This is a genomic window from Streptomyces viridochromogenes, from assembly GCF_001270495.1.
In the GTDB taxonomy this organism is placed as follows: Bacteria; Actinomycetota; Actinomycetes; order Streptomycetales; family Streptomycetaceae; genus Streptomyces; species Streptomyces viridochromogenes_A.
Genome location: NZ_LGUR01000252.1, coordinates 25,275 through 50,312, shown reverse-complemented (window position 1 = coordinate 50,312; position 25,038 = coordinate 25,275). Strand labels below are relative to the sequence as shown.

Annotated in this window: 25 protein-coding genes and 1 pseudogene; 6 read left to right on the top strand and 20 right to left on the bottom strand. The window is 69.4% G+C overall.

Annotation, left to right across the window (positions count from 1 at the left end; genetic code table 11):
* Window positions 1-142: 142 nt before the first annotated feature.
* Genes ADK36_RS40600 through ADK36_RS51115 form a run of 4 tightly spaced genes read right to left on the bottom strand, consistent with a single transcriptional unit; the run spans window position 143 to window position 1,967 of the window.
* Complete coding sequence (locus ADK36_RS40600; RefSeq protein ID WP_048585116.1) at window positions 143-673, bottom strand: DUF3618 domain-containing protein; 531 nt, start codon at window positions 671-673, stop codon at window positions 143-145.
* A complete protein-coding gene (locus tag ADK36_RS40595) occupies window positions 670-1,089 on the bottom strand; it encodes a phage holin family protein (RefSeq protein ID WP_048585115.1) in 420 nt (139 codons plus the stop codon). The genes ADK36_RS40600 and ADK36_RS40595 overlap by 4 nt, the downstream gene beginning before the upstream one ends.
* A gap of 54 nt (window positions 1,090-1,143) precedes the next feature.
* Window positions 1,144-1,836, bottom strand: a complete 693-nt coding sequence (locus tag ADK36_RS40590; protein ID WP_048585114.1) for a hypothetical protein — start codon at window positions 1,834-1,836, stop codon at window positions 1,144-1,146.
* The gene (locus ADK36_RS51115) at window positions 1,833-1,967 is read right to left on the bottom strand and encodes a hypothetical protein (RefSeq protein ID WP_267887443.1); all 135 of its coding nucleotides are present in this window, start codon (window positions 1,965-1,967) and stop codon (window positions 1,833-1,835) included. The genes ADK36_RS40590 and ADK36_RS51115 overlap by 4 nt, the downstream gene beginning before the upstream one ends.
* Before the next feature lie 175 nt (window positions 1,968-2,142).
* Here ADK36_RS51115 and dapA point away from each other — a divergent pair, with 175 nt between their 5' ends.
* Window positions 2,143-3,045: a 4-hydroxy-tetrahydrodipicolinate synthase gene (gene dapA / locus ADK36_RS40580; protein ID WP_053201201.1), complete on the top strand. Its 903-nt coding sequence runs from the start codon at window positions 2,143-2,145 to the stop codon at window positions 3,043-3,045.
* A 30-nt stretch (window positions 3,046-3,075) separates the two neighbouring features.
* Here the strand turns inward: dapA and ADK36_RS40575 are convergent, their stop codons facing one another.
* The 3 genes from ADK36_RS40575 to ADK36_RS40565 form a co-directional block, all read right to left on the bottom strand.
* Window positions 3,076-4,296, bottom strand: coding sequence for a YncE family protein (locus ADK36_RS40575; RefSeq protein ID WP_053201199.1), 1,221 nt, complete (start codon window positions 4,294-4,296; stop codon window positions 3,076-3,078).
* Window positions 4,293-4,850: a SigE family RNA polymerase sigma factor gene (locus ADK36_RS40570; RefSeq protein WP_048585110.1), complete on the bottom strand. Its 558-nt coding sequence runs from the start codon at window positions 4,848-4,850 to the stop codon at window positions 4,293-4,295. The genes ADK36_RS40575 and ADK36_RS40570 overlap by 4 nt, the downstream gene beginning before the upstream one ends.
* Before the next feature lie 159 nt (window positions 4,851-5,009).
* Window positions 5,010-5,249 (bottom strand): hypothetical protein, encoded by a 240-nt coding sequence (locus ADK36_RS40565; RefSeq protein ID WP_053201197.1) that lies wholly within the window; start codon window positions 5,247-5,249, stop codon window positions 5,010-5,012.
* A gap of 224 nt (window positions 5,250-5,473) precedes the next feature.
* Between ADK36_RS40565 and ADK36_RS40560 the strand changes: the two genes are divergently transcribed.
* A complete protein-coding gene (locus tag ADK36_RS40560) occupies window positions 5,474-6,310 on the top strand; it encodes a TrmH family RNA methyltransferase (RefSeq protein WP_048585108.1) in 837 nt (278 codons plus the stop codon).
* Window positions 6,311-6,754: 444 nt separating this feature from the next.
* On the opposite strand, the gene ADK36_RS40555 is transcribed toward ADK36_RS40560, so the two are convergent.
* Window positions 6,755-8,464 (bottom strand): acyltransferase, encoded by a 1,710-nt coding sequence (locus tag ADK36_RS40555; RefSeq protein WP_053201195.1) that lies wholly within the window; start codon window positions 8,462-8,464, stop codon window positions 6,755-6,757.
* A gap of 175 nt (window positions 8,465-8,639) precedes the next feature.
* Between ADK36_RS40555 and ADK36_RS40550 the strand changes: the two genes are divergently transcribed.
* Window positions 8,640-8,924 carry a hypothetical protein gene (locus ADK36_RS40550; RefSeq protein ID WP_053201193.1) on the top strand — a complete coding sequence of 95 codons (285 nt, stop codon included), beginning with the start codon at window positions 8,640-8,642 and terminating at the stop codon, window positions 8,922-8,924.
* A gap of 150 nt (window positions 8,925-9,074) precedes the next feature.
* Here the strand turns inward: ADK36_RS40550 and ADK36_RS40545 are convergent.
* Window positions 9,075-10,238 (bottom strand): annotated as a pseudogene (locus ADK36_RS40545) (ThuA domain-containing protein); the annotation flags it as partial.
* Window positions 10,239-11,253: 1,015 nt separating this feature from the next.
* On the opposite strand from ADK36_RS40545, the gene ADK36_RS40540 reads away from it, so the two are divergent.
* Together ADK36_RS40540 and ADK36_RS40535 are read left to right on the top strand one after the other, a co-directional pair.
* Entirely contained in the window at window positions 11,254-14,229 is a 2,976-nt protein-coding gene (locus tag ADK36_RS40540; protein WP_053201191.1) for a GH59 galactosidase, read from the top strand.
* Window positions 14,230-14,494: 265 nt separating this feature from the next.
* Window positions 14,495-14,848 (top strand): hypothetical protein, encoded by a 354-nt coding sequence (locus ADK36_RS40535; RefSeq protein WP_053201189.1) that lies wholly within the window; start codon window positions 14,495-14,497, stop codon window positions 14,846-14,848.
* A 216-nt stretch (window positions 14,849-15,064) separates the two neighbouring features.
* On the opposite strand, the gene dapD is transcribed toward ADK36_RS40535, so the two are convergent.
* The 3 genes from dapD to ADK36_RS40520 form a co-directional block, all read right to left on the bottom strand.
* Window positions 15,065-16,054, bottom strand: a complete 990-nt coding sequence (gene dapD, locus ADK36_RS40530; RefSeq protein WP_048585103.1) for a 2,3,4,5-tetrahydropyridine-2,6-dicarboxylate N-succinyltransferase — start codon at window positions 16,052-16,054, stop codon at window positions 15,065-15,067.
* A gap of 393 nt (window positions 16,055-16,447) precedes the next feature.
* Complete coding sequence (locus ADK36_RS40525; RefSeq protein ID WP_053201187.1) at window positions 16,448-16,984, bottom strand: TetR/AcrR family transcriptional regulator; 537 nt, start codon at window positions 16,982-16,984, stop codon at window positions 16,448-16,450.
* On the bottom strand, window positions 16,984-17,304 hold the full coding sequence (locus ADK36_RS40520; RefSeq protein WP_048585101.1) for a DMT family transporter: 321 nt from the start codon (window positions 17,302-17,304) through the stop codon (window positions 16,984-16,986). The genes ADK36_RS40525 and ADK36_RS40520 overlap by 1 nt, the downstream gene beginning before the upstream one ends.
* A gap of 185 nt (window positions 17,305-17,489) precedes the next feature.
* Between ADK36_RS40520 and ADK36_RS40515 the strand changes: the two genes are divergently transcribed.
* Window positions 17,490-18,308: an AbfB domain-containing protein gene (locus tag ADK36_RS40515; RefSeq protein WP_048585100.1), complete on the top strand. Its 819-nt coding sequence runs from the start codon at window positions 17,490-17,492 to the stop codon at window positions 18,306-18,308.
* A 75-nt stretch (window positions 18,309-18,383) separates the two neighbouring features.
* Here ADK36_RS40515 and ADK36_RS40510 read toward each other — a convergent pair whose 3' ends face one another.
* The 8 genes from ADK36_RS40510 to ADK36_RS40475 form a co-directional block, all read right to left on the bottom strand.
* The gene (locus tag ADK36_RS40510) at window positions 18,384-18,716 is read right to left on the bottom strand and encodes a metal-sulfur cluster assembly factor (protein ID WP_028809645.1); all 333 of its coding nucleotides are present in this window, start codon (window positions 18,714-18,716) and stop codon (window positions 18,384-18,386) included.
* Window positions 18,713-19,180, bottom strand: a complete 468-nt coding sequence (gene sufU / locus ADK36_RS40505; protein ID WP_030049075.1) for a Fe-S cluster assembly sulfur transfer protein SufU — start codon at window positions 19,178-19,180, stop codon at window positions 18,713-18,715. The genes ADK36_RS40510 and sufU overlap by 4 nt, the downstream gene beginning before the upstream one ends.
* A 20-nt stretch (window positions 19,181-19,200) precedes the next feature.
* Window positions 19,201-20,457 carry a cysteine desulfurase gene (locus ADK36_RS40500; RefSeq protein WP_048585099.1) on the bottom strand — a complete coding sequence of 419 codons (1,257 nt, stop codon included), beginning with the start codon at window positions 20,455-20,457 and terminating at the stop codon, window positions 19,201-19,203.
* A complete protein-coding gene (sufC, locus tag ADK36_RS40495) occupies window positions 20,454-21,218 on the bottom strand; it encodes a Fe-S cluster assembly ATPase SufC (RefSeq protein ID WP_030049077.1) in 765 nt (254 codons plus the stop codon). Before sufC ends, ADK36_RS40500 begins: the two co-directional genes overlap by 4 nt.
* Window positions 21,219-21,225: 7 nt before the next feature.
* Window positions 21,226-21,543, bottom strand: coding sequence for a non-heme iron oxygenase ferredoxin subunit (locus ADK36_RS40490; RefSeq protein WP_048585098.1), 318 nt, complete (start codon window positions 21,541-21,543; stop codon window positions 21,226-21,228).
* Window positions 21,543-22,724 (bottom strand): Fe-S cluster assembly protein SufD, encoded by a 1,182-nt coding sequence (gene sufD, locus ADK36_RS40485; RefSeq protein ID WP_048585097.1) that lies wholly within the window; start codon window positions 22,722-22,724, stop codon window positions 21,543-21,545. Before sufD ends, ADK36_RS40490 begins: the two co-directional genes overlap by 1 nt.
* A 62-nt stretch (window positions 22,725-22,786) precedes the next feature.
* On the bottom strand, window positions 22,787-24,211 hold the full coding sequence (gene sufB, locus ADK36_RS40480) for a Fe-S cluster assembly protein SufB (RefSeq protein WP_030049080.1): 1,425 nt from the start codon (window positions 24,209-24,211) through the stop codon (window positions 22,787-22,789).
* Complete coding sequence (locus ADK36_RS40475) at window positions 24,208-24,969, bottom strand: helix-turn-helix transcriptional regulator (RefSeq protein WP_048585096.1); 762 nt, start codon at window positions 24,967-24,969, stop codon at window positions 24,208-24,210. The genes sufB and ADK36_RS40475 overlap by 4 nt, the downstream gene beginning before the upstream one ends.
* Between the last annotated feature and the right edge of the window lie 69 nt (window positions 24,970-25,038).

Genomic DNA, 25,038 nt, shown 5'->3' with positions numbered 1-25,038 from the left:
AGGTCGGGGTGGGCGTCGGTACGGCGGGTCAATGGGGCCTCCATGGACGGAAAGGGCGAAAGGTGATCGGCGGCTGCGCATGGCAGCCACCGATCACCTTTCGCCCTCAACCGAACTTGAGGTCAAGCCGTATCGTCTCGACTCAGTGGTGCCCGTGCCGTCGGCGCCGCAGCACTCCCGCCGCAACCACGGCCCCCACCGCCGCCCCGGCGATCAGCACCGGCCGCGGATGCCGCAGGCAGGCCTGGACGACGGTGCGGACGGGACGCGGGACGTTGTGCTCGACGGCATGGCCCGCGTGGGTCGCCCTGTCCTGGACGGTGTGGCCGGTGCGGGTCGCCCGGTCCTGCACCGTGTGACCGGCCTGGGCGGCCCGGTCCTGCACGACGTGCCCGGCATGCGCGGCCTTGTCCTGCACCACGTGCCCGGCACGGGTCGCCCGCTCCTGCACGGCGTGGCCCGCCTGGGCCGCGCTGCTGCGCAGTTGCACGGTCATCGCGCCCGCCTTGTCCTTGAGGTCGGCGGCGCGGGCCACGGCCCGGCCCTTCACGTCCGCCTTCCCGGCCAACTCCTCGACGGTGTCGCCGAGTTCGCCCCGGGTCCGCTCGATCTGGCGGCGCAGTTCCTCGGGACCCTTGGCCCCGCCCGTCTTCCCCGCCTTCTTGTCCGTCATCGGTGCGCCCTTCCCTTCATCTCCTCGACATCGGCCCTGACGCTGCCCAGAGCCTCCTCCGGTGTGGGAGGCGCGGCGCGGCGCAGCTGGGTGCGGCCGGTCGCGGCCAGCAGACCCGCGACGGCGAACAAGGCTCCCGTCACGATGAGCGCCGCGGCCCACACGGGCAGCGTCAGTGAGAGCGCGGCGGTGGCCGCCACGGCCAGGAACAGCACGCCTGCGTACGCGACGGCGCCCGCCGCGCCCAGCAGTCCGCCACCGCGGCCGGCGTGCCGGCCCTTCTCGGCGAGCTCCTCCCTGGCGAGGGCGACCTCCTGCCGCACGAGCCGGGAGAGCTGCTCGCCGGCCTGTCCTACGAGTTCGCTCACCGAGCGCTGCTCGTCGCGTGCCCGCTCGGGGGCCGTGGACCAGGTCACGGTGTTCCGCCTCCTCTCGGTTCGGAACACCCCGGGTACCCGCTGCGGCCCCCGCTACCCCTTCCGTCCGCCGCCCGGCCCGCGCTCACCCAGCCGGGCCAGCTGGGCCTGGAACCAGTCGAGGCGGGCCTGCAACAGCGCGGCCTCGGCGGTGAGTTCGGGCACGCCGAGCTCACCGGCCGCGGCGAGGTCGACGGCGGCCGCGGACGCCCCCTGCCCGGCCGCCACCCGCAACCCGTCCCCCGCCAGCCGGGCGAACCCGGCGAGCGAGACGGACGTACGGCCGCGCAGGCAGCCCGCACAGGAGGGAGCGAGCGCGCGCCAGCCGGGGCGGCCCCAGCCGGCGTCGGCCAGGGCGGCGGCGACCGTACCGCAGGCGCAGGGGCCGACCGTGGCCGTGCGCACCCGCTGACGGGCGTAGCGGAAGCCGCGCTCGAAGCGGATGTACCGGCCCAGCACGGTGACTTCGAGCAGTACGGCCGCCCGGTGCTCGGCCGTGCACAGCAGTGCCTCGGCCGCCGTACGGTCGTGCACACAGTGGAAGCCGCAGTCGCAGCGGCGGCTCGGTGCCCGGTGCCGCAGGCCGTAGACACAGGAGGCGTCGGCCAGGACCCCGTACGGCAGCGCGCCGCCGAGCGACACACCGGTGAACCCCGCCCGGGTGCCGTCCGTGGACAGCATCGGGTGGGCGATCTTGTATCCGGTCGGCGGCTCCGTCGGGCGTTCCTCCGGAAGCCGCAGCCTCACCGGGTGACCGGAACCTCTTCGGGCGCCTCAAGCCCCTCGATCTCCTCGGGGAGCCGGAGTTCGGGCTCTTCCTCGCGGGTCTGCGGCCGCTCTTCCGCGATTCCGGTGGCGAGTGCCTTGCCGAGCTTCATGACGCCTCCCATGACCAGGGGCCGATGACCGTCCTGGCCATAGTGACCCATGCCGCCCGAGTTGGACATAGGGCCTGCGAGTGACCCAATGGGCCCGCACCTCACAGCAACTCTTATCGATACCTCGTAGAAGAATTAAGTGGAGCTTCACGGTTGACCTGCCGAGACTACTTCCATGACGACGACGCCCTCCCCCGCCCCGCCCTTCGGCCGCGCCCTGTGCGCCATGATCACGCCCTTCACCGAGGCGGGATCGCTGGACCTCGACGGCGCGCAGCGGCTGGCCGACCGGCTGGTGTCCGAGGGGTGCGACGGGCTCGTGCTCTCGGGCACGACGGGCGAGTCGCCGACCACGACGGACGCCGAGAAGTCTGAGCTGATCAGGGCCGTGCGGGAGGCGGTGGGCGACCGGGGGTCGGTCGTCGCGGGTGTGGGCACCTTCGACACCCGGCACACCGTCGAGCTGGCCCTGGCGGCCGAGAAGGCGGGCGCCGACGGCCTGCTGGTGGTCGCGCCGTACTACAGCAAGCCCCCGCAGGACGCCGTCGAGGCGCACTTCCGCGAGGTCGCGGACGCGGCCGGACTGCCCCTCGCGCTGTACGACATCCCGGGCCGCACCGGGACCCGGATCGAGCCGGAGACGCTGATCCGGCTCGCCGAGCACCCCCGGATCGTGGCGGTGAAGGACTGCTCCTACGACTTCCTGGGCGCCCAGAAGGTGCTGTCACGCACGGAGTTGGCGTACTACGCGGGGTGCGACGAGCACAATCTGGCGCTGTACGCGGTAGGGGGCGCCGGATACATCAGTACGGTCGCCAATGTCGTCCCCTCCCGGCTGCGGGCGGTACTCGACGCGTTCGAGGCGGGCGACACCCCCGTGTCCGCCCGCCTCCAACAACGTGCCACGCCGCTCATCGAGTTGATGATGTCGGCGGGGCTGCCCGGCACCGTCACCGTGAAGGCCCTGCTCAATGAACTGGGCCTGCCCGGGGGTCCCGTCCGCGCACCGCTGCGGCCCGCCGGCCGCGAGGCGGTCGACGAACTGCTGGCGGCGTACCAGGAGTTGGTCACCGACTGATCAGCAGTCGGTGACCAACAGTCGGCCTGATCAGCGCTCGGCGAAGACGGGCTCCCAGCGCCCGGCGGCACCGTCGTTACCCTTGCGGAAGCCGCTGAGGGGGACGGTCTTGTCACTGCCGATGGTGACCTTCACGAGCCGCTGATGGAACTCGTTCTTGCCGTCCGCCGCGATGTCCCAGGCGATCAGCGACGTGTCGCCGACCCAGGCGAGCAGCTGCTGCCCGCGCACCTCGGTCTTCTGACCGGTGCGGGCGTCGATGACCCAGGAGGACGTCTTCCACTTCTCACCCGCGAAGTCACCGGCGACCAGCCTGCCGCTGGGCGACTGCCACGCGTCGACGTACCACTGCAGGTGCTTCTGGTCCGCCGGTACGTCGACCTCGGCGCCCGTGAGGTCGTAGAACTGCTTGCCGATTTCTCCCATGGGGTTCCCGGCCCAGACATGCCTGCCGTCGGGGCTGAGGGCGAAGTCCTGGCGGGCGTTGATGAAGCTGTCACCCATGGGGTCGTTCGGGTCGCTTTCAAGCTTGACCTCGCTCCAGGAGCCCTTGCCGGAGGCCACGTCGATGACGTAGAAGCCGGTGCGGCTCGACGGCTGCCTCTGGTCCCAGCCGTCGGAACCCGCCATCTTGACCAGCTGGTCGGGGTTCTCGCCGTAGGTCGTCGCGACCAGCTTCAGACCGTCGCGCGAGAAGGAGAGTCCGGCGACCTTGTGGTCGACCTGGATCCATCGCGCGACCTTGCCGGTGGCCAGGTCGAGCAGGCCGATCCGCGAGGCGGGCAGGTTCCGCTCCAGCACGGCCGCCGTCTTCATACCCGGCGCGACGGCGACGTAGGACCACTTGGTGGTCTTCACATACCTGTCCGTCTCCTGGTCCAACAGCCAGTAGTCGCGGACGCGTTCGGCCTGCTCGGCGGAGTGCTTGACGGTCCGGGGGACGTAGTAGGCGGCCAGTACTGTGTTCCCGGCCGAGATCAGGTCGCGCGGCGGCGACTGGTCCGGGTGCGCGACGTCCTTGCTCTTCTGGACGACGTCCGCGGGCCGCACGTCCTCCTTCCCGGAGTCCAGCAGCGGCACCGCCACGCCGATGGCGACCACGGCGGCGGTGGCCGCGACGACGGAGGCGATCCGCCGGGTGCGCCGGCGATGGCGGACCACCAGGACCCGGTCGGCGAGCCCCGCTCCGGCAGCCGTCTGTTCGTCGGCCAGCTCCCGCAGGGAGTCCCGCACGAGTTCCTCGACGTTCACGGTCGTACCTCCACGGGCGAGAAGTCACGGGAGGGCCGCGACTCGACGTCGGCCGGGCCCAGGGCCGCCAGCTCGGGCGCGAGCGCGCGCAGCCGGGCCAGCGAACGGTGGGTGGTGGACCGTACGGTGCCCACGGAACAGCCCAGGACGCGGGCCACGTCGGCCTCGGGCAGGTCCTCGAAGTAGCGCAGCACCAGCACGATGCGCTGCCGTGCCGTCAGCCGGGCCAGCGCCCCGCGCATCAGCAGCCGCAGCTCCGTGTCGGGCGCGGCGTCCGGGCTCGCGCCGGTCTCGGGCGGCTCGGCGACGGTGAGTTCGCGCCGACGCCACTTCAGCCGCCAGCGGCTGATCTGCTGCCGGTACAGGATCTGCCGTACGTACGCCTCCGGCTCGTCGATGCGGTGCCAGCGGTCGGCCGCCTTGACCAGGGCGTTCTGCAGAAGGTCCTCCGCGGCGTGCCGATCGCCGCCGCTCAGCAGCACCGCGGTCCTCAACAGCGCGGACGACCGGTTCTCCACGAACTCCCGAAACCTGTCCTGCGCTTCGGCATCCATCGTCACCTTCTCTTCCCCCGGGCCGGCCCGGCGCCCGCCTCTCCTACTCCTGGTGACGCGTGCGGCGGGCCGCCGCTATGCCGGCACACGGAAAAAAGATCCGTGCACGGGCCGGGGCCCGTACCGCACAGGATGCGGTACGGACCCCGGTGTACGCGATCAGCCCCATGTGTACCCGTCACCGAAGAGCAGGAAGTGCTCCAGCACATCCTCCATCGGGTCGTCCACCTGGCCCACGTTGACCAGCCCGATACGGGGGCCGTTGTGCGAGGCCGTGTTGGTCTCGTCGGCGTACGCGCTGCCCGCCGGCAGCCAGCACGCCGCCCCCGCGGCCAGTGTCCCCACGACCAGGCGGAGTACGACCCTGGTCCGCGCGCTCGTCTTCACTCGACCGGTCATCGGTCCTCATTTCGTCGGTTCGGCGTGTGATCGGAAACTGCGTCCAACCGTTCATCTGCCTGGACCGCGACGAGGTCACGTGGAGTAACCCGTACGTGATGGCGCCGGGTTGCCGCGGCCCGGCCGCCCGCCTCGCCGCCCATAGCCAACTCGGCTGAATTTCCTGGCCGTCAGTAGGCTGACGCGGCATCACCTCATCGCTACCGGCTTGCCTTGGAGAACCCTTGCCACCGCTCCGGCGAATCACCGCCCGCAACGCCCGCTTCCAGCAGTGGGAGTCGCTGCTGACCAACCGGAACAAGCGGACGCGAGCGCGTGAGTTCCTGGTGCAGGGTGTTCGTCCGATATCGATGGCAGTCCGGTACGGCTGGCCCGTCAAGGCGCTGATATACGACGACAAACGGACGTTGTCGCAGTGGGCGGAGGATCTGCTGCGGTCCGTCGACGCCGAGCGGATCGCCATGGCGCCGGACATGCTGGCGGACCTCGGGGAGAAGAGCGAGAGCGCGCCGGAGCTCGTCGCCGTCATGGAGATGCCGGACGACGATTTCGGTCGGTTAACGCCCGGCGACGACTTCCTGGGCGTCCTGTTCGACCGGCCGACCAGCCCGGGGAACATCGGCAGCGTCATCCGGTCCGCGGACGCCTTCGGGGCGCACGGGCTCATCGTGTCGGGACACGCCGCCGACGTGTACGACCCCAAGTCCGTGCGGGCGAGCACGGGGTCCCTGTTCGCCGTACCGGCCATACGCGTTCCCTCGCCCGGTGACGTGACGGCCTGGATCGACGCACGGCGGGCCATGGGGCAGTCGATCGTCCTGGTCGGCACGGACGAGAAGGGGGACTGCGACGTCTTCGACTTCGACTTCACCCAGCCGGTGCTGCTGCTGATCGGCAACGAGACGTCCGGGCTGAGCAGCACCTGGCGGGACCTGTGTGACCACACCGTCAGCATTCCGATGACCGGCTCGGCGAGTTCACTGAACGCCGCGAACGCCGCGACCGCCGTGCTGTACGAGGCTTCCCGGCAGCGGATCGCTGCGAGGAAGCGTGCGGCCTGACGGGAGAGCGTCGGCGAAAGAAACGCGACAAATGAAACGAGGTGCTCGCTCGGGAGGCTGTCGAGCCTGCGGCGCTCCGTATCACACAGCCGAGTTGGCCGCCGAGACGGACGCGGCCGGGCGTCGGCTGGTGGTCCGCAACGGTCACCACCGGTCCCGCACCGTGACCATCGCCGCAGGTTCCATCGAGGTCACAACGTCACCTTCGACGGCACCGCCCGGACCCGGGACATCAGCCACGGCGAAATGCTCCGCAGTGGCATCGACCAGCGGCTCACCATCAGCCCCTGCGGCATGCGCTACGCGTACCAGGGCGTGAACCTCGCCGCCATCGGCCCCTGCGACCCGCTGCCCTGGCGGCTCGGCCTGCTGAGGAGCCGCCGCGTGCAGAACCGGGCGCCCAAGCCGGTGATACGGGACCGGCACGGGGCGGCAGGGCGTGAGTCAAGGGGTTTGTCCGCTCTCGCCGGCCGGGGCCGGTTCCGGGCGGTGGATGCCGCGTGGGCGGTAGCCCAGGAGGTCGGCGAGGCCGAGCAGGTCGGCGAGCAGCCAGATGATGGCGAGCCACATCTCGGTGCCCTGCAGCCCGGGTGCGCGGCCCGGGCCGGTGCCGTCGGGCGTGGGACCGAACGCGAAACCCTGTCCCGGATGCCAGCGCCGGAGGGCGGCGCCGAGCTGGTCCGCCGCCCAGGCACGGGCCTCGTCGGCGCGGTGGGCGGTCTGCCGGGCGCACAGCCACAGGGGGTGGGCGACGTCCAGGACGTTGCAGGCGTTCTCCCGGCCGGGAGAGAAGTGGCGTGCGTCGCGCGCATGGTCGAGAACGGTGTCTATGACCCGCTCGGCGTACGGCACCGGCAGGTCGAACTGGGCGAAGGAGCCGCGGGTGAGCCGGTAGTAGCCGTTGACCATCTGCAGGCGTCCGCCCTCGGGGGTGGGAGAGCCCCACATGCCGGTCCACGGGTCGGCATGGGTGTGCAGCCAGCCGAACAGCGCCTCCAGCGCCCCCGGTTCGGCCGGTTCCCCGCCCAGGCGCCGGTTCCAGTGCGCCGCGGTGGCCCAGGCGTCCACCCACGACCCGGCGCGCCAGGCGCGGTCCCGCCAGGGCAGTGCGGACAGGCGCCGGACCAACTGGTCCGCTGTGGTGTCCCGCACCGGGCGCAGCGGGTGGGCGAAGGAGCTGCCGAGCAGATCCAGCGCGTAGCCCACGCACAGCACGTGATAGGCGCAGGCGCCGTCGTCCGGCAGCCCGGTCGGGCCGGGCGGGCCGGGCGGGCCGGGCGGCGCGGGTGCCTCGCCGTACTCGGGCACCAGGCCGGTGGCGGGATCCTGCAGTGCACGCAGCCGCGCCGCGTGTTCGGCGGCCGGCAACTGCGGGGGAGCGGTGCCGAGGAGCAGGTCGGCGATCTCCACCGCGTCGCAGTGCGCCCGCACGGTCGGCTCGGAGCCGGGCTGGTCGACGTAGCGTCCGGCGTCCGCAAGCCAGCAGCGGGCCAGCAGGCCGGGAACCTCCGCGCGGGCGGTCTCGGCGAACTCCGGCAGTCGGCCGGCGAGCGGCGCGCCGGAACGCGGGGCCTTGCCGCGCGCGTCCCGGCGGTCGCGGATGCGGCGCGCGGGGTTGCCGGCCGCCACCGTCCACGCGGGCAGGTCCTTGGTGACCACCGCGCCGGCGCCGACGACGCAGTGGTCTCCGATGGTGACGCCGTCCACGACGACCACGTGGGAGCCGATCCACACGTCGTCGCCCACGGTGATGCCGCGGCTGGTGACGGGCTGCCGATGGACCGGCAGATCAGGCGCGGCGCCGTGGTTGAAGCCGAGCAGCGAGCTGTGCGCGCCGATGCGTACGCCGTCGCCCAGCGTGACGGTGCCGCGCACCACGGCGAACGGGTTGACCGAGCAGTCGGCGCCCGTGCGCACGTCGTCCGTGACGTAGGCGTGGGCCGCGATGTACGACCGGTCGCCCAGGTGCAGCCGCTTTGGATACACGGCCGCGGTCGCCGCGACGAAGCACCCCTCGCCGAACCGCACCTGCCCAGCGCCGAGCAGCCGCTTCTGCCGCTCCTGCTGTGCCGCGCGCTGCCCTTCGGAAGCCTGTTTGCCGAACAGCCAGGGACAGTGGTCGAAGAGGCCGTCGTCGCTCGCGGACTGCTGCAAGGGATGCTCCCCGGTGGCTGCGCGGGACGGTCCCCGCTTGCTGTCCGGATCATTGTCCGACGCCCTGCCCGGCCTTGACCAGTACGGTGCAAGATCGCCACCTGGATCACCGACCTCCACAACACCAGGCGACTACACGGCGTGTGCGGGTTCAAGAGCCCGATCGACTACGGACGTGACTACCGAGCCGCCCTCGCCGAGGGACCGGCGGCATAGATCGTCTCCACGCCACGAGGCGATTGACAAGGAGCTGATCACCCGGCTCCTGGCGGACACCTGCGAGATCCACGGCGCCAAGGATGACGCCCAAGCGCATCACATTCGCGCCCTCGCCGAGCTCGCGCCTGCTGGACGGCCACCGTCCGACTGGGCACGCGTCATGCTCGACCGGCGCCGCAAGGCCGTTGTGACCTGCGACGCCTGCCATGACCGTATCCACGAGGCACGGACGGCCAGGTGATTCACGCCGTGATCACGGGAGAGCCGGATGACCGGGAAACCGTCACGTCCGGTTCGGCAGGAGGCCGCGCGGAACAGGACCTGCACCGGCAGGCACCTCGCCGCGCGGCCGACCCCACCGGCAAGCGGGCTTCACCCAGGCTCCGCGCACGTACGTGTTCCACTCCCCCGGCGGGTTCAGCGCACGGTCACGCTTCTTGATGTCGGCGGACGGGAAGCCGTACACGGCCCCGGTGGTGCGGTCCGGGGTGCCGGTCGCGTCGAGCTGGATCTCGTAGCCGTTGTCCACGGCCGACCACGGGTCGTCCGGGGGCGGGAAGCCCACGAACACACCGGAGTTGTCATCGCCGGAGGCAGTGGCCGGCTTCCGGTCGAGCTGGAGCGAGCACGACGTGAACTCCGACCCGGCGTGCCAGAGCATCCCGAGGCCGCCGGCCGACGTCGGTGTTCCGTCGTCGCTCAGCTCGAAGGCGCCCGGTGCCGCTTGCCGCCATGCCGACAGCGACGCGGCCGTGCCGTCGAAGAGCGGCCGCTAGCCGTTCTTCGGCCGGCAGTCCGCCTCGACGGCGCCGGTGGCCCACTGGATTCCGCCCAACAGGTGCTGACGGACGGCGGGTTCGGCGAAGGACTCCTTGCTGTGGCCGACGCCGGTGTAGAAGGAGCGGCCGCCCTGGTAGTTCTGGCACCAGGCGATCGGATGGTCGCCGTTCATGTTGCCGCCCCAGTACGAGGACTCGTCGAGGGAGGCCAGGACGCGGACCCGTTCCCGGGGATTCGAGCGGAAGTTGTACCACTCGTCGGTGCGGTTCCAGGTGGTGGGCAGGTTGGCGGTCGCCGGGTGGGCGCGGTCCTCGACGTGCACCGTGGCACGCATCGGCCACCACGGATGCGACTCGAAGTAGGCACCGACGAGCCCGCCGTAGAACGCCCAGTCGTACTCGGTGTCGGCGGCCGCGTGGATGCCGACGTAGCCCCCGCCACTGCGGATGTAGCCCTCGAAGGCCGTCTCCTGGGCGGCGTTCAGGACGTCACCGGTCGTCGACAGGAACACGACCGCGTCGTAGCGCCCGAGGTTGTCGGCCGTGAAGGCCCCGGCGTCCTCCGTCGCGTCGACCGTGACGCCGCCCGTCTCGCCGAGCTGTTTCACCGCCGCGATACCGGCGGAGATCGAGCCGTGGTGGAAGCCGGCCGTCTTGGAGAACACCAGCACCCTTGTGCCGTCCTGCTTCGCCTGTGACACGGCCGGTCCCGAGACGCAGCCCAGGAGCACGGCCGCTCCGACGACTGATGTTGTCAGTCGGTTGATCGATCGCATGCTGTGTATGTCCCTCTCATCCGGTGGTGAATGTGAAGTCGAGTGGCGACCTCTGCGTACTCGCTCGGCTCCGCGTTGCCGAGCAAGAGCGCGAAACAGGGCAACGGAGCCTCGGGGGTGATGAGTTGGTACTCCGCGGCAACCATGGCGAACCGGACCCGGATGCGTTCGTCACAGCGGACATGGGTGTGGTCTCCGTCGACATGGGGGGCGGGGAGGCCGTTGGAGCGGAGTGTCCGGAGACGCTACTTGAGCGATCCCGCTCGCAGGTCGACTGCCGTGAACTGTGGGGATTCCCCTGCGGCTTGATAAGAACTTGCGGCCGGCCGGTTCGCGACGTCGAGGGGATGAGCGTCAAACGCGCGACCAGGTGCCGTGTGCGGCAGGCGATTCACATCACCTTGCTCGCGTCGCCTTGGTACTGCCGGTCAGCCTGGCGTCGAGATCCTGTCCGGCATGGGTCAGGAAGGCGCTGTTGTGTCTGATCGGCGATTTCGACACCGGCAGGGTTGTGCACTCGCAAGCACGCCCGACTCGGACATCCGAACCAGCCGACCAAGCGCACAGCCCGCTCACACTCGCTTCCGCCCACCGGGCTTCGAAGCTGTCCAGAGACCATGAGCCTCCAGCGGACACCACCGGGGCACCGGCCTGATCATCCCGCACCGCCGCGAACGCGGAGAGGCTGAATCCGCGGCCGGGTCAACTCCCGTCCGTAGTGACGAAGTGCGAGGAGCACCGAGCCCCCGCCCGGCTGGACCTTGTACCCCTTGCACGATTCAGGCGTTTTCGCCCCACTCCCCCTGAGTACGGCAGTGTCCCACGACGGCCACCTCGGCATCCAAGCGTTTTCCAGCCGATGAGGACGCCAAGGGGACCTCAATTGGCAGGACGTGCACAGGGATTGACGTAGAAATCGCTTACCACCTACGGTCCTCCCGGAATCGCGGACACCTTTCGGAATCTCGAACGTCTGGCGTCGGTACGCCCTACGAGAACAAGGAGTCGAAGCGGGATGGGCCCACAGCGAAGACTCGGCTGGATGTCGCTTGCCGCGGCAACCACCATGGCACTCGCGGCCGGAGTGATCACCGCCCCCGCCGCCCACACCGCGGACGATCCCGTGGAGGTCGTGGTCAACGGGGACGACGTTCGCGCCGACAACGTGAACGGTTTGACCTACAAGGGCCTCGGCGTGCTCAGCTGCAACAGCACGAGCAACCTGCTGATGGACTACAAGGCGGAGCATCCCGACCGGTACTGGCAGCTCATCCGCGTGCTGTTCGGTGGGAAGAACCCCCTGATCAACCATGTCAAGGTCGAGATGGGTTCGGACACGAACACGTCCACCGGTTCCGACCCGGCGACCATGCGCACCGCGGACGAACTCGCCGACGCGTCGCGCTCCCCGGGCTTCCAGCTGGCAGCGGACGCCAAGACGGTCAACCCGAAGCTCAAGGTCTCGATCCTCCGCTGGGTCATGCCCCGATGGGTCCAGAACGAATGGAACAAGGGCACCGGCTCCGATGAGATGTACAAGTGGTACAAGGAGACGATTCTCGACGCGTACGAGAAATACGGGTACATGGTCGACTACGTGAACCCGGACACGAACGAGACGCATGATCCGGACGAGGCCTTCATCAAGTGGTACAAGAAGGCGATTGTGGCCGACACGGACTTCGCCGATCCCCGCTACGGCGTCCCGGCGAAAAAGCGGGAGCAGGCCGAGAATGCCTACCGCAGCATAAAGATCATCGCCGCCGACGAGAACACCACCCACAATTTCGGGCCGGCGATGCTCAGCGACGCGGAACTCTTCGGCATGGTCGACGCGGTCGGCTACCACTACAACACCGATGACCGGCGCGACGGGCCCGTCGGCAGCGACACCCATCTGCCGTACACCAGGCTGGCGACCGGTGAGAACAAATACAACGAGGACAAGGAAGTCTGGTACAGCGAGGGAGTCGCCTCCTTCGGCTACACCGACTACCGCGTCAACAACACCGAGGGGCCGAACGGAACGAGCACCGGTATCGGCGGCGTCCAGAGCGCCCTCGACCTCGCGAACCGCTCCGTCAAGAGCTACGCCAACTCGAAGCGGACGCACTACATCTTCCAGCCGGCGATCGGCTCCTTCTACGAAGGCGCGCAGTACAGCCACAAGGAACTCGTCAGCGCGCGTGACCCGTGGTCGGGCCACCTCCACTACGACGCGGCCCTCTATGTGATGCAGCACTTCACCCAGTTCGCCAAAACCGGCTGGGAGAACGACACGAACACGGCGGGCATCTGGCGCACCGTGCCGGAGGCCAGTTACAGCGGGGTGAGCGGCACCGAGAACGTCGACGGCTCGAACGGGGCCCCGAGTTACATGACGCTCGCGGACCCCCGTAAGAAGGACTTCTCCACGATCGTCGTCAACGACAGCGACCAGCCCAAGACCTACCGGATCAAAGCCGAGAACATGCGACTCGGTTCCGACCCGACCATGGAGATCTGGGAAACCCGCGGACCGGACGCGGGCCGGCCCTACGACGCGAACTTCAAGCACCTCGTCGACGAGATCCGGCCCGGCAGCGACGGGTACTACACCCACACGGTCGAGCCGAGGTCGATCGTGACCCTGACGACGCTCGACAAGAGCCACGACAAGGCGACGAAGCAACGCCTGCCCGGGTCGTGGGACCGCACGGTGCTGGACACCGACGCGAGCGGCACCAAGCACAACACCCGCGACAACGTCCTGTACGCCGACGACTTCGGGTACGAGGAGGAGGGCAGGGTCCAGGTCGGCACCGGCAACGGCGCGCACAAGACGCCCCAGCCCTACCTGAGGTCGCGCGGCAACCAGCCACGCTTCATGGTCGACCAGACCGGCGCCTGGGAGGTCGGTGCGGACGCGAGCGGCGACAACGTCCTGTACCAGTACATGGACCAGTCCATGAAGGACACCGGCGCCTGGAACCGCCACACCCCGAACACGACCGTCGGCGACTTCCGCTGGGAGAACTACCGCGCCACGGTCGACGTCTCGTTCCCCGACCCGGCCGGCGGACTCGCCTCCCTGGGCGTCCGTCAGCAGAAGGGCATGGCGATCAGCGACGCCGCGTACAACGTGCGCATCGCACCGACCGGCGCCTGGACGTTCTACGAATACGGCAGGGCCGTCGAGTCGGGAACGGTCGCGGCGTCCGACGGCTACCGCCTCGCCATCGAGGCGAAGGGCGCGACGATCACGACGTACATCGACGGCAAGGCCGTCTCCACGTACCAGGACCCGACTCCGCAGACCGAAGGACGCGTCAAGCTCGGATCCGACTTCCACAAGACGGCGTTCGACAACCTGAAGGTCGAGAAGATCGACGGGTACACGCCCTACGCCCGCGCACAGCTCGACAACATGGACAGCTCGGTCACCTACGACGGCACGTGGAGCAGGAAGGCCTCCTTCGGCGACGCGATGGACTGGTACCGGTCGACGTCGACCGGCACGACCGCCGGTTCGTCGTTCACCGTCCCGTTCACCGGCACGGGCATCGACGTCATCGGCGGCAACGACGGCACCGCCGTCCTCGACGTCTACGTCGACGGAAAGCTGATCGCACGGGACGCGAAGACGGCCGCGACCGACAAGCGCCTCGCGACGTACGCGCTGCGCGGTCTGCCCGACGGCGCGCACACGGCGAGGTTCGTCCTCAAGTCCGGAAAGATCGTCCTCGACGCGTTCAACGCCATCTCCGGGGACGTGGACAGCACGGTGGACACGACACCGATCCGGGGCGCCCTGGAGAAGATCGGACGTCCGGAGCGGGCGGACTTCACGGCCGACTCCTGGACCCTGTTCGCCTCCGCGTCGTCGGCGGCGAAGGCCGCCGTGACGGGACGGCAGAAGGGCCTTGACGCCATCGGCGTCGAGCAGATCACGGACCGGCTCGAAGAGGCTCACGACCGGCTGGTGCGCAAGGACGGCACCGCGACCCAGTAGGTGCCCTGGGCCTGCGGGCCAGTAGGCGCTCTGGTCCTGCGGGCCCCATGCGTTCGTCGTAAATGTTCAAGGGGCCGTATCGGATTCCTCCGATACGGCCCCATGCCCCTTGTATGAGGGCGAGTCGCCGTCCGCAGGGCGCGGCGAACCGCGCCCGCACATACGACACTGCTCGCCCACCGGGCCGCCGGACAGTTTTTGTTATGCACCGGTGCGGCGCGCGTCTCCTTGGTACGGGACCGCAGAAGAACCAGGAGACAGTTCGATGGCGCAGGCCACCACAGACCGTTCGCTCAGCCGTCGCGGGATGCTGAAGCTCGCCGGCGCGGCCGGTGCCGGCGCCGGTGCGATCGGGGCGGCCACGGAGACCGCCTCAGCCGTGCCGACGGCCCCGAAGGGCGGGTTCGCCCACCCGGCGCTGCTGCACACGCAGGCCGACTTCGACCGGATGGCCGAGAAGGTCAAGGCGGGTGCACAGCCCTGGACGGACGGCTGGGAACGGCTGCTGAGCAGCCGGGACTCGGCGACCGACTACCTGCCACGGCCCGTCGCGACCGTCATCCGCGGCGGCGAGGGCGCGAACGTCCACCTGCTGTTCCGGGACACCGCCCAGCCATGAGGAGTTCGTAGTCAGCCAGGTGAACGTTGCGTGGCCGAGTCAGCTGGACACTGGCCTCGCCACCGTCACCCGGTCCAACGGCATGAGCGCCCTCCCGGGCCGTCCTCGGGCCGTGGAAGGGCGCTCAACGTTGACCGACGTCGACAGCTGCCGACAGCTCATCAGCAGGTCAGGACGTTGATCGGTTAGGCGGCCGCAGGTCACGGCCGCCGATGATCAGTTGTGGCTGTGCAGGATCTCGTTCAGCCCGCCCCACACCGCGTTGTTCGGGCGGGCCTCGACGGTGCCGGTGACCGAGTTGCGGCGGAAGAGGATGTTGGAGGCGCCCGACAGCTCGCGGGCCTTGACGATCTGGCCGTCGGGCATCGTGATGCGGGTGCCGGCGGTGACGTACAGGCCGGCCTCGACGACGCACTCGTCGCCGAGCGCGATACCGACGCCCGCCTCGGCGCCGATCAGGCAGCGCTCACCGATGGAGATGATCACGTTGCCGCCGCCGGACAGCGTGCCCATCGTCGACGCGCCGCCACCGATGTCGGAGCCGTCTCCGACGATGACACCCGCGGAGATGCGCCCCTCGACCATGGAGGTGCCCAGGGTGCCGGCGTTGAAGTTGACGAAGCCCTCGTGCATGACGGTGGTGCCCTCGGCGAGGTGGGCACCGAGGCGGACCCGGTCGGCGTCGGCGATGCGGACGCCCTTGGGGGCCACGTAGTCGGTCATCCGCGGGAACTTGTCGATCGAGGTCACCTGGAGGTGCAGGCCCTCGGCTCGGGCGTTCAGGCGGACCTTCTCGACGTCGTCGACGGCGACCGGGCCGAGGGAGGTCCAGGCGACGTTGGCGAGGAAGCCGAACTGGCCCTCCAGGCTCAGGCCGTGCGGCCTGACCAGGCGGTGGGAGAGCAGGTGCAGGCGCAGGTAGACGTCGTGCGCGTCGATCGGCTTCTCGTCGATCGAGGCGATGACCGTGCGGACCGCGACGACCTCGACGCCCCGGCGGGCGTCCGGCCCGATCGCCTTCGCGGCACCCTCACCGAGCAGCTCGACGGCGCGCTCGGCGGACAGCCGCTCACTGCCGGAGGGACCCGGCTCGGCGGCGAGCTCGGGCGCGGGGAACCAGGTGTCGAGAACGGTGCCGTCGGCGGCGATCGTGGCGAGGCCGGCGGCCACGGCGCCGGTGGTGCGAGGAGCAGTCGTGTCGGTCATGAGGGCAACCTAACGTGACGCTGCCCGCTCGGGCGAACCGGTGGACAAGGCGTCTCACGTGCCGGGCGGCCTTGGGCGACCTGCCTGTGGTGCCCCTCTGGGGGAGTCTGAGGACGAGGCCGTTCAGAGGCCGAGGGGGCCGAGCGGGAGCTGGGGCGACATCAGGCCGAGGGCGAGGGCGGAGCCCCTCACGGGGTCCGGGGGCAACGCCCCGGCAGAGTCCGAGGACAACGCCCCCGGCAGAGTCCGAGGGCAACGCCCCCGGCAGGGTCAAGGCGCAACGCCCCCGGCGGGGTTGAAGGGGCAGCGCCCCTGGGGGACGGGACGGGTAGGGGCGGCGGGGGCGAGGAGCGCAGCGGCACCACCCCCGCCACGCGGCCCACCCGGCACCGGTCACGGAATGACCCGCGCCAGCACCTCCCGCGCATACCCCTCGTCATACGGCACCTCCGTGAGCAGCACCTGAAGGCAGATCCCGTCCATCAGCGCCACCAGCGCCCGCGCCGTGACCGCGTCCGTTCGGCGGGACAGCCGCTCGGCGAGATCCCGCGCCCACTCGGCCGCGACCGGGCGCAGGGCGGGCCGGCGCAGGGCGGCGAGGTAGAGCTCGTACTCCAGCTCCACGCCGGTTCGGTCACCCGCGAGCCACTCGCCCATCCAGCCGGCCAGCTCGGCCGCCAGGTCGGCGTGCGGGTCCTCCAGGGCGCCGCGCGAGGCGATCACCTTGGCGAAGCCCTCGTTCGCCTGGCGCAGGGCGGCGACCAGCAGGTCGTCGAGGGTCTTGAAGTGGTACGTCGTGGAGCCGAGCGGCACATCGGCCTCGGCGGCGACCGTGCGGTGGCTCAGCCCGGCGATGCCCTTCTCCCCGACGACCCGGATGGCCGCGTCGATGATCCGCTGACGTCGCTCGGGGTCGTAGCGCCGGGCCATCAGTGCGCACCACCCAGGTTCAGCACGACCACTCCGGCGATGATCAACGCGATGCCGGCGGCCTTGACACCGGTCATCCCCTCCCCCAGGAACAGGATCCCGATGGTGGCGATGGCCGCGGTGCCGACGCCGGCCCAGATCGCGTAGGCCGTGCCCACGGAGACGGACTTCAGCGTCTGGGCGAGCAGCGTGAAGGAGACGAGGTAGCCGAGGGCGGTCAGCAGGGACGGCCACAGCCTGCTGAAACCGTCGCTGTACTTCATGGCCGTCGTGGCGGCCACCTCGGCCGCGATGGCTCCGGCGAGCAGCAGGTATCCCATGTGTACGAGCGTACACAACGTTGCGCACGGCTGTACACAAAGGCTTTCCCGGGACATCGATGTGGATACGGCTCGTTCCAAACAGCTGCTCCAACGCCCCTGCACCCACTAGTGTTTCACCGTTCACATACCGGGTCTCCGCAGCCGCGGGCTGCTGTCGTGTGACGTCGCTGGAGGAACAGCGCATGCCAGAAATCAAGTCCCGGCCGCCTCAGGACCAACCTTGGGAGAACGGCTGGGCCCCGGACACCTCCCGGGCACCGGGGACGCGCCGCCTGTGGCTGGCGGGCACGATGGCGGTGGCGACGATCGTCGCGTGCGCCACAGCCATCGTCGTGACGGACAGGGCACCTGACGAGCAGTCACGTTCGGCGCCGGCCGACGACAACGTGTCGGTCCCCGGCCTCATCTCCTTCGCCACGCCGTCGGAGACTCCCCCGAAGGGCAAGAGCGGCCTGGCGACGGACGAGGCGACGACCAGGGCGCCCCGCCAGCAGGACGTCGGCCCGCCCGAACCCGCGCCGAAGCCGTCCAAGTCGCCCTCCCGTCAGGCGAGTTCACCGGCCGCCCCGAAACCCCCGGCCACCACCTGGCGATCCGTCCGCTCGGTCAACTACCCCGACCGTTACTGGCACGCGAGCGGCGGCTATGTGGCCCTGGACCCGGCCGGCGGCTCGGAATCCCGCGAGGACTCCACCTTCAAGCAGGTCAAGGGCCTGGCCGACGGCTCCTGTTACTCCTTCGCCACCAGCGACGGCAGCTATCTGCGCCACCGCAACTTCGTCCTGCGCGCCGAACGCAGCGACGGCTCTTCCCAGTTCGGACAGGACGCCACCTTCTGTCCCCGCGGCTCCTCCTACTCCGGCGCGATCATGCTGGAGTCGGTGAACTACCCGGGCTACTTCCTCCGCCACAAGAACTTCGTCGTCCGCCTCGAACCCTTCGAGTACAGCTCCCTGTACCTGGCGGACTCGGCGTTCCGGCTGGTGGGCGGGCTGGCCTGAGCAACGGGCCCGACCCGGGCACAGGAAAGCGGCGGCACCCTGAAGGTGCCGCCGCTTTTCCGTGAAGGGGGATCCTCAGACGTTGAACCCGAGCGCCCGAAGCTGCTCCCGGCCATCGTCCGTGATCTTGTCCGGGCCCCACGGCGGCATCCACACCCAGTTGATGCGCAGCTCGCTGACGAGACCGTCCGTGGCGGACTTGGCCTGGTCCTCGATGACGTCCGTCAGCGGGCAGGCCGCCGAGGTCAGGGTCATGTCGAGCGTCGCGATGTTCGCGTCGTCGATGTGGATGCCGTAGATCAGGCCGAGGTTGACGACGTCGATGCCCAGCTCGGGGTCGACGACGTCGTACAGCGCCTCACGGACCTCTTCCTCCGAGGCCGGCTTCATCTCAACGGTCTCGCTCATGCCGTCTTCCTTTCGGCGTCGGCTCCGCCCAGCACCTGGGCCGTCGCGTCCTTCCACGCCATCCAGCTCAGGAGGGCGCACTTGACCCGGGCCGGGTACTTGGAGACCCCGGCGAACGCGACCGCGTCCTCCAGGACCTCCTCCATGGCGTCGTCGGGCTCGATCTTCCCCTTGGACTGCATCAGCTCCAGGAACGTCTCCTGGATCTTCTGAGCGTCGGAGAGGTCCTTGCCGACGAGGAGTTCGTTCAGTACGGACGCGCTCGCCTGGCTGATGGAACAGCCCTGGCCCTCGTACGAGACGTCCTCGATCTTCGTGCCGTCGTACTTCACACGCAGGGTGATCTCGTCGCCGCACGTCGGGTTCACGTGGTGCACCTCGGCGTCGCCATCCCTCAGACCACGCCCGTGCGGGTTCTTGTAGTGGTCCAGGATGACTTCCTGGTACATCGAATCCAGCTTCATGCGTCGCTCTTCCCGTCCCGTCAGCCGAAGAAGTTCCGTACGTGCTCCAGGCCGTCCACCAGAGCGTCGATCTCGGCCGGCGTGGAGTACAGATAGAACGACGCTCGCGTGGTCGCAGGAATTCCGTAGCGCAGGCAGACCGGGCGGGCGCAGTGGTGGCCGACCCGGACCGCGATGCCCTGCTCGTCGAGGACCTGGCCCACGTCGTGCGGGTGGATGTCGCCGAGCGTGAAGGAGATCGCGGCGCCGCGGTCCTCGGCCGTCGTCGGGCCGATGATCCGCAGGTCCGGGACCTCCCCCAGCCGCTTCACCGCGTACTCGGTGAGCGCGTGCTCATGGGCGAGGATCTTGTCCATGCCGATCGAGTTGAGGTAGTCGATCGCCGCGCCGAGACCGATCGCCTGCGAGATCGGAGGCGTGCCCGCCTCGAACTTGTGCGGGGCCGGAGCGTACGTCGACGAGTGCATCGACACCGTCTCGATCATCTCGCCGCCGCCGAGGAACGGGGGCAGGTCCTCCAGCAGCTCCTGGCGGCCCCAGAGGACGCCGATGCCGGTCGGGCCGCACATCTTGTGGCCGGTGAAGGCCACGAAGTCAGCCTGGAGGGACTGCACGTCCAGCGGCATATGGGGCGCCGCCTGCGAGGCGTCGACGCAGACCAGCGCGCCCACTTCCTGCGCACGGCGCACTATCGCCTCGACCGGGTTGAGCGTGCCCAGGATGTTGGACACCAGCACGAAGGAGACGATCTTCGTCTTCTCCGTGATGACCTCGTCGATGTTGGACAGGTCGAGGCGGCCGTCGTCGGTGAGACCGAACCACTTCAGCTTCGCGCCCGTGCGCTGCGCGAGCAGCTGCCACGGCACGATGTTGGAGTGGTGCTCCATCTCCGTGATGACGATCTCGGTCTCGTGGTCCACCCGGTAGGGCTCGTCGGCCCAGCCGAGCATGTTCGCCACGAGGTTGAGCGACTCGGAGGCGTTCTTTGTGAAGATCACCTCGTCACGGCTGGGCGCGTTGATGAACTCCGCGACCTTGTCGCGCGCGCCCTCGTACAGCGCCGTGGCCTCCTCGGCGAGGACGTGCACGCCACGGTGGACGTTGGCGTTGTGCTGCTCGTAGTACTCGGAGAGCACGTCGAGCACCTGGCGCGGCGTCTGCGAGGTCGCCGCGTTGTCCAGGTACACGAGCTTCTTGTCGCCGTGGACGACGCGGTCCAGGATCGGGAAGTCCTTGCGGAGCGCCTCGGTGTCGAGGAGGCCCGGCAGCTGTGTCACGCGGATGCGCCACCCTTCACGTACTTGTCGTAGCCCTCGGCCTCGAGCTGGTCCGCGAGCTCCGCTCCGCCGGACTCGGCGATACGGCCGTTCGCGAACACGTGCACGTGGTCGGGCTTGATGTAGCGCAGGATGCGCGTGTAGTGCGTGATCAGCAGGGTGCCGACCTCACCGGTCTCGCGGACCCGGTTCACGCCCTCGGAGACGACGCGCAGGGCGTCGACGTCCAGGCCGGAGTCGGTCTCGTCAAGGATCGCGATCTTCGGCTTGAGCAGCTCCAGCTGAAGGATCTCGTGGCGCTTCTTCTCACCGCCGGAGAAGCCCTCGTTGACGTTGCGCTCGGCGAAGGACGGGTCCATGGAGAGGCGCTCCATGGTCTCCTTGACCTCCTTCACCCAGGTGCGCAGCTTGGGGGCCTCGCCGCGGATGGCGGTGGCGGAGGTACGGAGGAAGTTCGACACGGAGACACCCGGGACCTCGACCGGGTACTGCATCGCGAGGAACAGGCCGGCGCGGGCGCGCTCGTCGACGGACATCTCCAGGACGTCCTCACCGTCGAGGGTGACGGAGCCACCGGTGATCGTGTACTTCGGGTGACCCGCGAGGGAGTAGGCGAGGGTCGACTTGCCCGAGCCGTTGGGGCCCATGATGGCGTGCGTCTCGCCCTGCTTCACGGTGAGGTCGACGCCCTTGAGGATCTCCTTCGTGGCGTTGTCGGCCTCGACGGTGACGTGCAGGTCTCGGATTTCAAGCGTTGCCATGGGTGCCTCAGGACTCCTGGGTGAGGGAGACGAGAACGTCGTCCCCTTCGATCTTTACGGGGTATACGGGGACGGGGCGCGTCGCGGGGAGGCCGGACGGCTTTCCGGTGCGCAGGTCGAAGCTGGAGCCGTGCAGCCAGCACTCGATCTGGCAGTCCTCCACCTCGCCCTCGGAGAGCGAGACGTTCGCGTGCGAGCAGATGTCGTGGATGGCGAACACCTCCCCCTCGGTCTGCACGACCGAGACCGGCGTGCCGTCGAGTTCCACCCGCTTCGGGGTGTCCTCCTCCAGCTCGCTCAGCCCACAGGCGCGTACGAAGGTCATCAGACCGTGGCCTCCAGCTCCTCGTCGATCCTCACGAGGAGGCGCTCTTCGATGTCGGCGACGCCGATCTGCTGGACGAGCTCGGCGAAGAAGCCGCGCACCACCAGGCGACGGGCCTCGTCGGCCGGGATGCCGCGGGCCATCAGGTAGAAGAGCTGCTCGTCGTCGAAGCGGCCGGTCGCCGAGGCGTGGCCGGCGCCGACGATCTCGCCGGTCTCGATCTCCAGGTTCGGCACGGAGTCGACGCGCGCGCCGTCGGTCAGAACCAGGTTGCGGTTCATCTCGTACGTGTCCGTGCCCTCGGCCTTGGCCTCGATCAGCACGTCGCCGATCCACACGGCGTGCGCGTCGTCGCCCTGGAGCGCGCCCTTGTAGGCGACGTTGGACTTGCAGTGCGGGGTGTTGTGGTCCACCAGGAGGCGGTGCTCCTGGTGCTGGCCCGCGTCGGTGAAGTACAGGCCGAACAGCTCGGCCTCGCCGCCGGTACCGGCGTAGGAGACGCGCGGGTGCAGCCGTACGACGTCGCCGCCGAAGGTGACGACGACCGACTTGAACGAAGCATCCCGCCCGATGAGGGCGTTGTGCTGGGCCACGTGCACGGCCTTGTCGTCCCAGTCCTGGACGGAGACGACGGTCAGCTTGGCGCCGTCGCCCAGGATGTAGTCGACGTTGGCGGCGAGCACCGCGTCACCGGTGTGGTCGATGACGACGACGGCCTCGGCGAAGGCGCCCAGCTCGACGACCTGGTGGCCGAAGGCGACCCCGCCCTCGCCGTGCACGGCGATGCGGATCGGCTCGGTGAGCACCGTCTCCTTGGGGACGGTGACCACTCCGGCCTTCTCGAACGCCGAGTACGCCTGGGCGGCGACGCGGTCCACCGGGGTGCCCGCCTTGCCGATCCGGGCGTCGTCGCGGCCGACGGCCTCGACGGTGACGCCCTCGGGGGCCTGGATGTCGACCTTCACGCCGGTGCCGCTCGCGACGGCGGTGCCGTCGTGCAGGCCGCGCAGGCGCTCCAGCGGGGTGAACCGCCACTCCTCCTCGCGGCCGTGCGGGACCGGGAAGTCCGCGACGTCGAAGGACGGGGGCGCGCTCATGCGCGTGGCGACGGTCGACTCGGCGGCCACCGCGATCTGGCCCGCGGTGGTGGACCCCACGGGGATGTTCTGAGCCTCAGCCATGGCTGTCGGTCTGCTCTCTTTCCTACGTCAGATTTCGCTAGCTGCTGGTCCGGAGACCGGTCTTAACCGACCGCGCCTTCCATCTGCAGCTCGATCAGCCGGTTGAGCTCGAGGGCGTACTCCATGGGCAGCTCCTTCGCGATGGGCTCGACGAAGCCGCGCACGATCATCGCCATCGCCTCGAACTCGCTCAGACCGCGGCTCATCAGGTAGAAGAGCTGGTCCTCGGAGACCTTGGAGACGGTGGCCTCGTGGCCCATGGAGACGTCGTCCTCGCGGACGTCCACGTAGGGGTACGTGTCGGAGCGGGAGATGGTGTCGACGAGCAGCGCGTCGCACAGCACGTTCGACTTGGAGCCGGCGGCGCCCTCGCCGATCTCGACGAGACCGCGGTAGGACGTACGGCCGCCTCCGCGCGCCACGGACTTCGAGACGATGTTGGAGGAGGTGTTCGGCGCCATGTGGACCATCTTGGAGCCGGCGTCCTGATGCTGCCCCTCGCCCGCGAAGGCGATGGACAGGGTCTCGCCCTTGGCGTGCTCGCCCATCAGGTAGACGGCCGGGTACTTCATCGTCACCTTGGAGCCGATGTTGCCGTCGATCCACTCCATGGTCGCGCCCTCGTAGGCGACGGCGCGCTTGGTGACCAGGTTGTAGACGTTGTTCGACCAGTTCTGGATGGTCGTGTAACGGCAGCGGGCGTTCTTCTTGACGATGATCTCGACGACCGCGGAGTGCAGGGAGTCCGACTTGTAGATCGGGGCCGTGCAGCCCTCGACGTAGTGCACGTAGGCACCCTCGTCGACGATGATCAGGGTCCGCTCGAACTGGCCCATGTTCTCCGTGTTGATACGGAAGTAGGCCTGGAGCGGGATCTCCACGTGGACGCCCGGCGGGACGTAGATGAAGGAGCCGCCCGACCACACGGCGGTGTTCAGCGACGCGAACTTGTTGTCACCGACCGGGATGACGGTCCCGAAGTACTCCTTGAAGAGCTCCGGGTGCTCCTTCAGGGCCGTGTCGGTGTCGAGGAAGATGACGCCCTGCTCCTCCAGGTCCTCGCGGATCTGGTGGTAGACGACCTCGGACTCGTACTGGGCCGCGACACCGGCGACGAGGCGCTGCTTCTCCGCCTCCGGGATGCCGAGCTTGTCGTACGTGTTCTTGATGTCCTCGGGCAGGTCCTCCCAGGACTCCGCCTGCTTCTCCGTGGAGCGTACGAAGTACTTGATGTTGTCGAAGTCGATGCCCGAGAGGTCCGAGCCCCAGTTCGGCATGGGCTTCTTGTCGAACAGGCGCAGACCCTTGAGGCGAAGCTTGGTCATCCACTCCGGCTCGGACTTCTTCGCGGAGATGTCCTTGACGACATCCTCGCTCAGACCGCGCTTCGCAGAGGCGCCGGCTTCGTCGGAGTCGGCCCAGCCGTATTCGTACTTACCCAGACCCTCGAGCTCAGGGTGGGCAGTCTCCTCGATGGGGAGAGTCATGCGGGGTTCCTCCCGGCCGTGCTTGCGGATGCGTTGTCGCTGTGAACTTGCGTGTGGGAAATCTTCGGGATGAACGTCGTGCAGACGCCGTCGCCGTGCGCGATGGTCGCCAGTCTCTGGACGTGCGTTCCGAGCAGCTCGGCGAAGATCTCCGTCTCCGCCTCGCACAGCTGGGGGAACTGCTCCGCGACATGGGCGACCGGGCAGTGGTGCTGGCAGAGCTGCTCGCCTTTTTGAGGGAGGGGTGCGCTGCGCGCCGTAGCAGCGTACCCGTCCACGCTCAGGGCCTTGGCCAGCGCTTCGGTGCGCTCGTCCGGGCTGACGGCCTCGATCGCCTTGCGGTACGCGCTCGCCTGGGCGGCGATCCGGGCCCGGGCGAAGGCGGCGACCGCCTCCTGCCCGCCCTCACGCTCGGCGATCCACTTCAGGGCGTCCGCGGCGAGCTTGTCGTACGACTGGTCGAAGGCGTCGCGGCCGCAGTCGGTGAGCGCGAAGACCTTGGCGGGACGGCCACGCGTGCGCGTGCCGTACACCCGCTGTTCCCTGGCCTCCACGACGTCGTCCGCGACCAGCGCGTCCAGATGCCTGCGTACGGCGGCCTGGGTCAGCCCCAGTCGGCCGGCCAGCTCTGCGACGGTCGACGGCCCGTGGTCCAGGATGGACCGCGCGACCCGGTTGCGCGTGGAGCGCTCCCCGGTCGCGAGTTCCTCCTGAGGGGCCCCCGTGGGGGTCTCCCGAGTCTCGCCGACGTTTTTCACAACGCCATTGTTGCGTAATTCCTCAAAGCCAGGCAAGCCGCGTCCGGGCACCTCGACGGTGCCCTACGT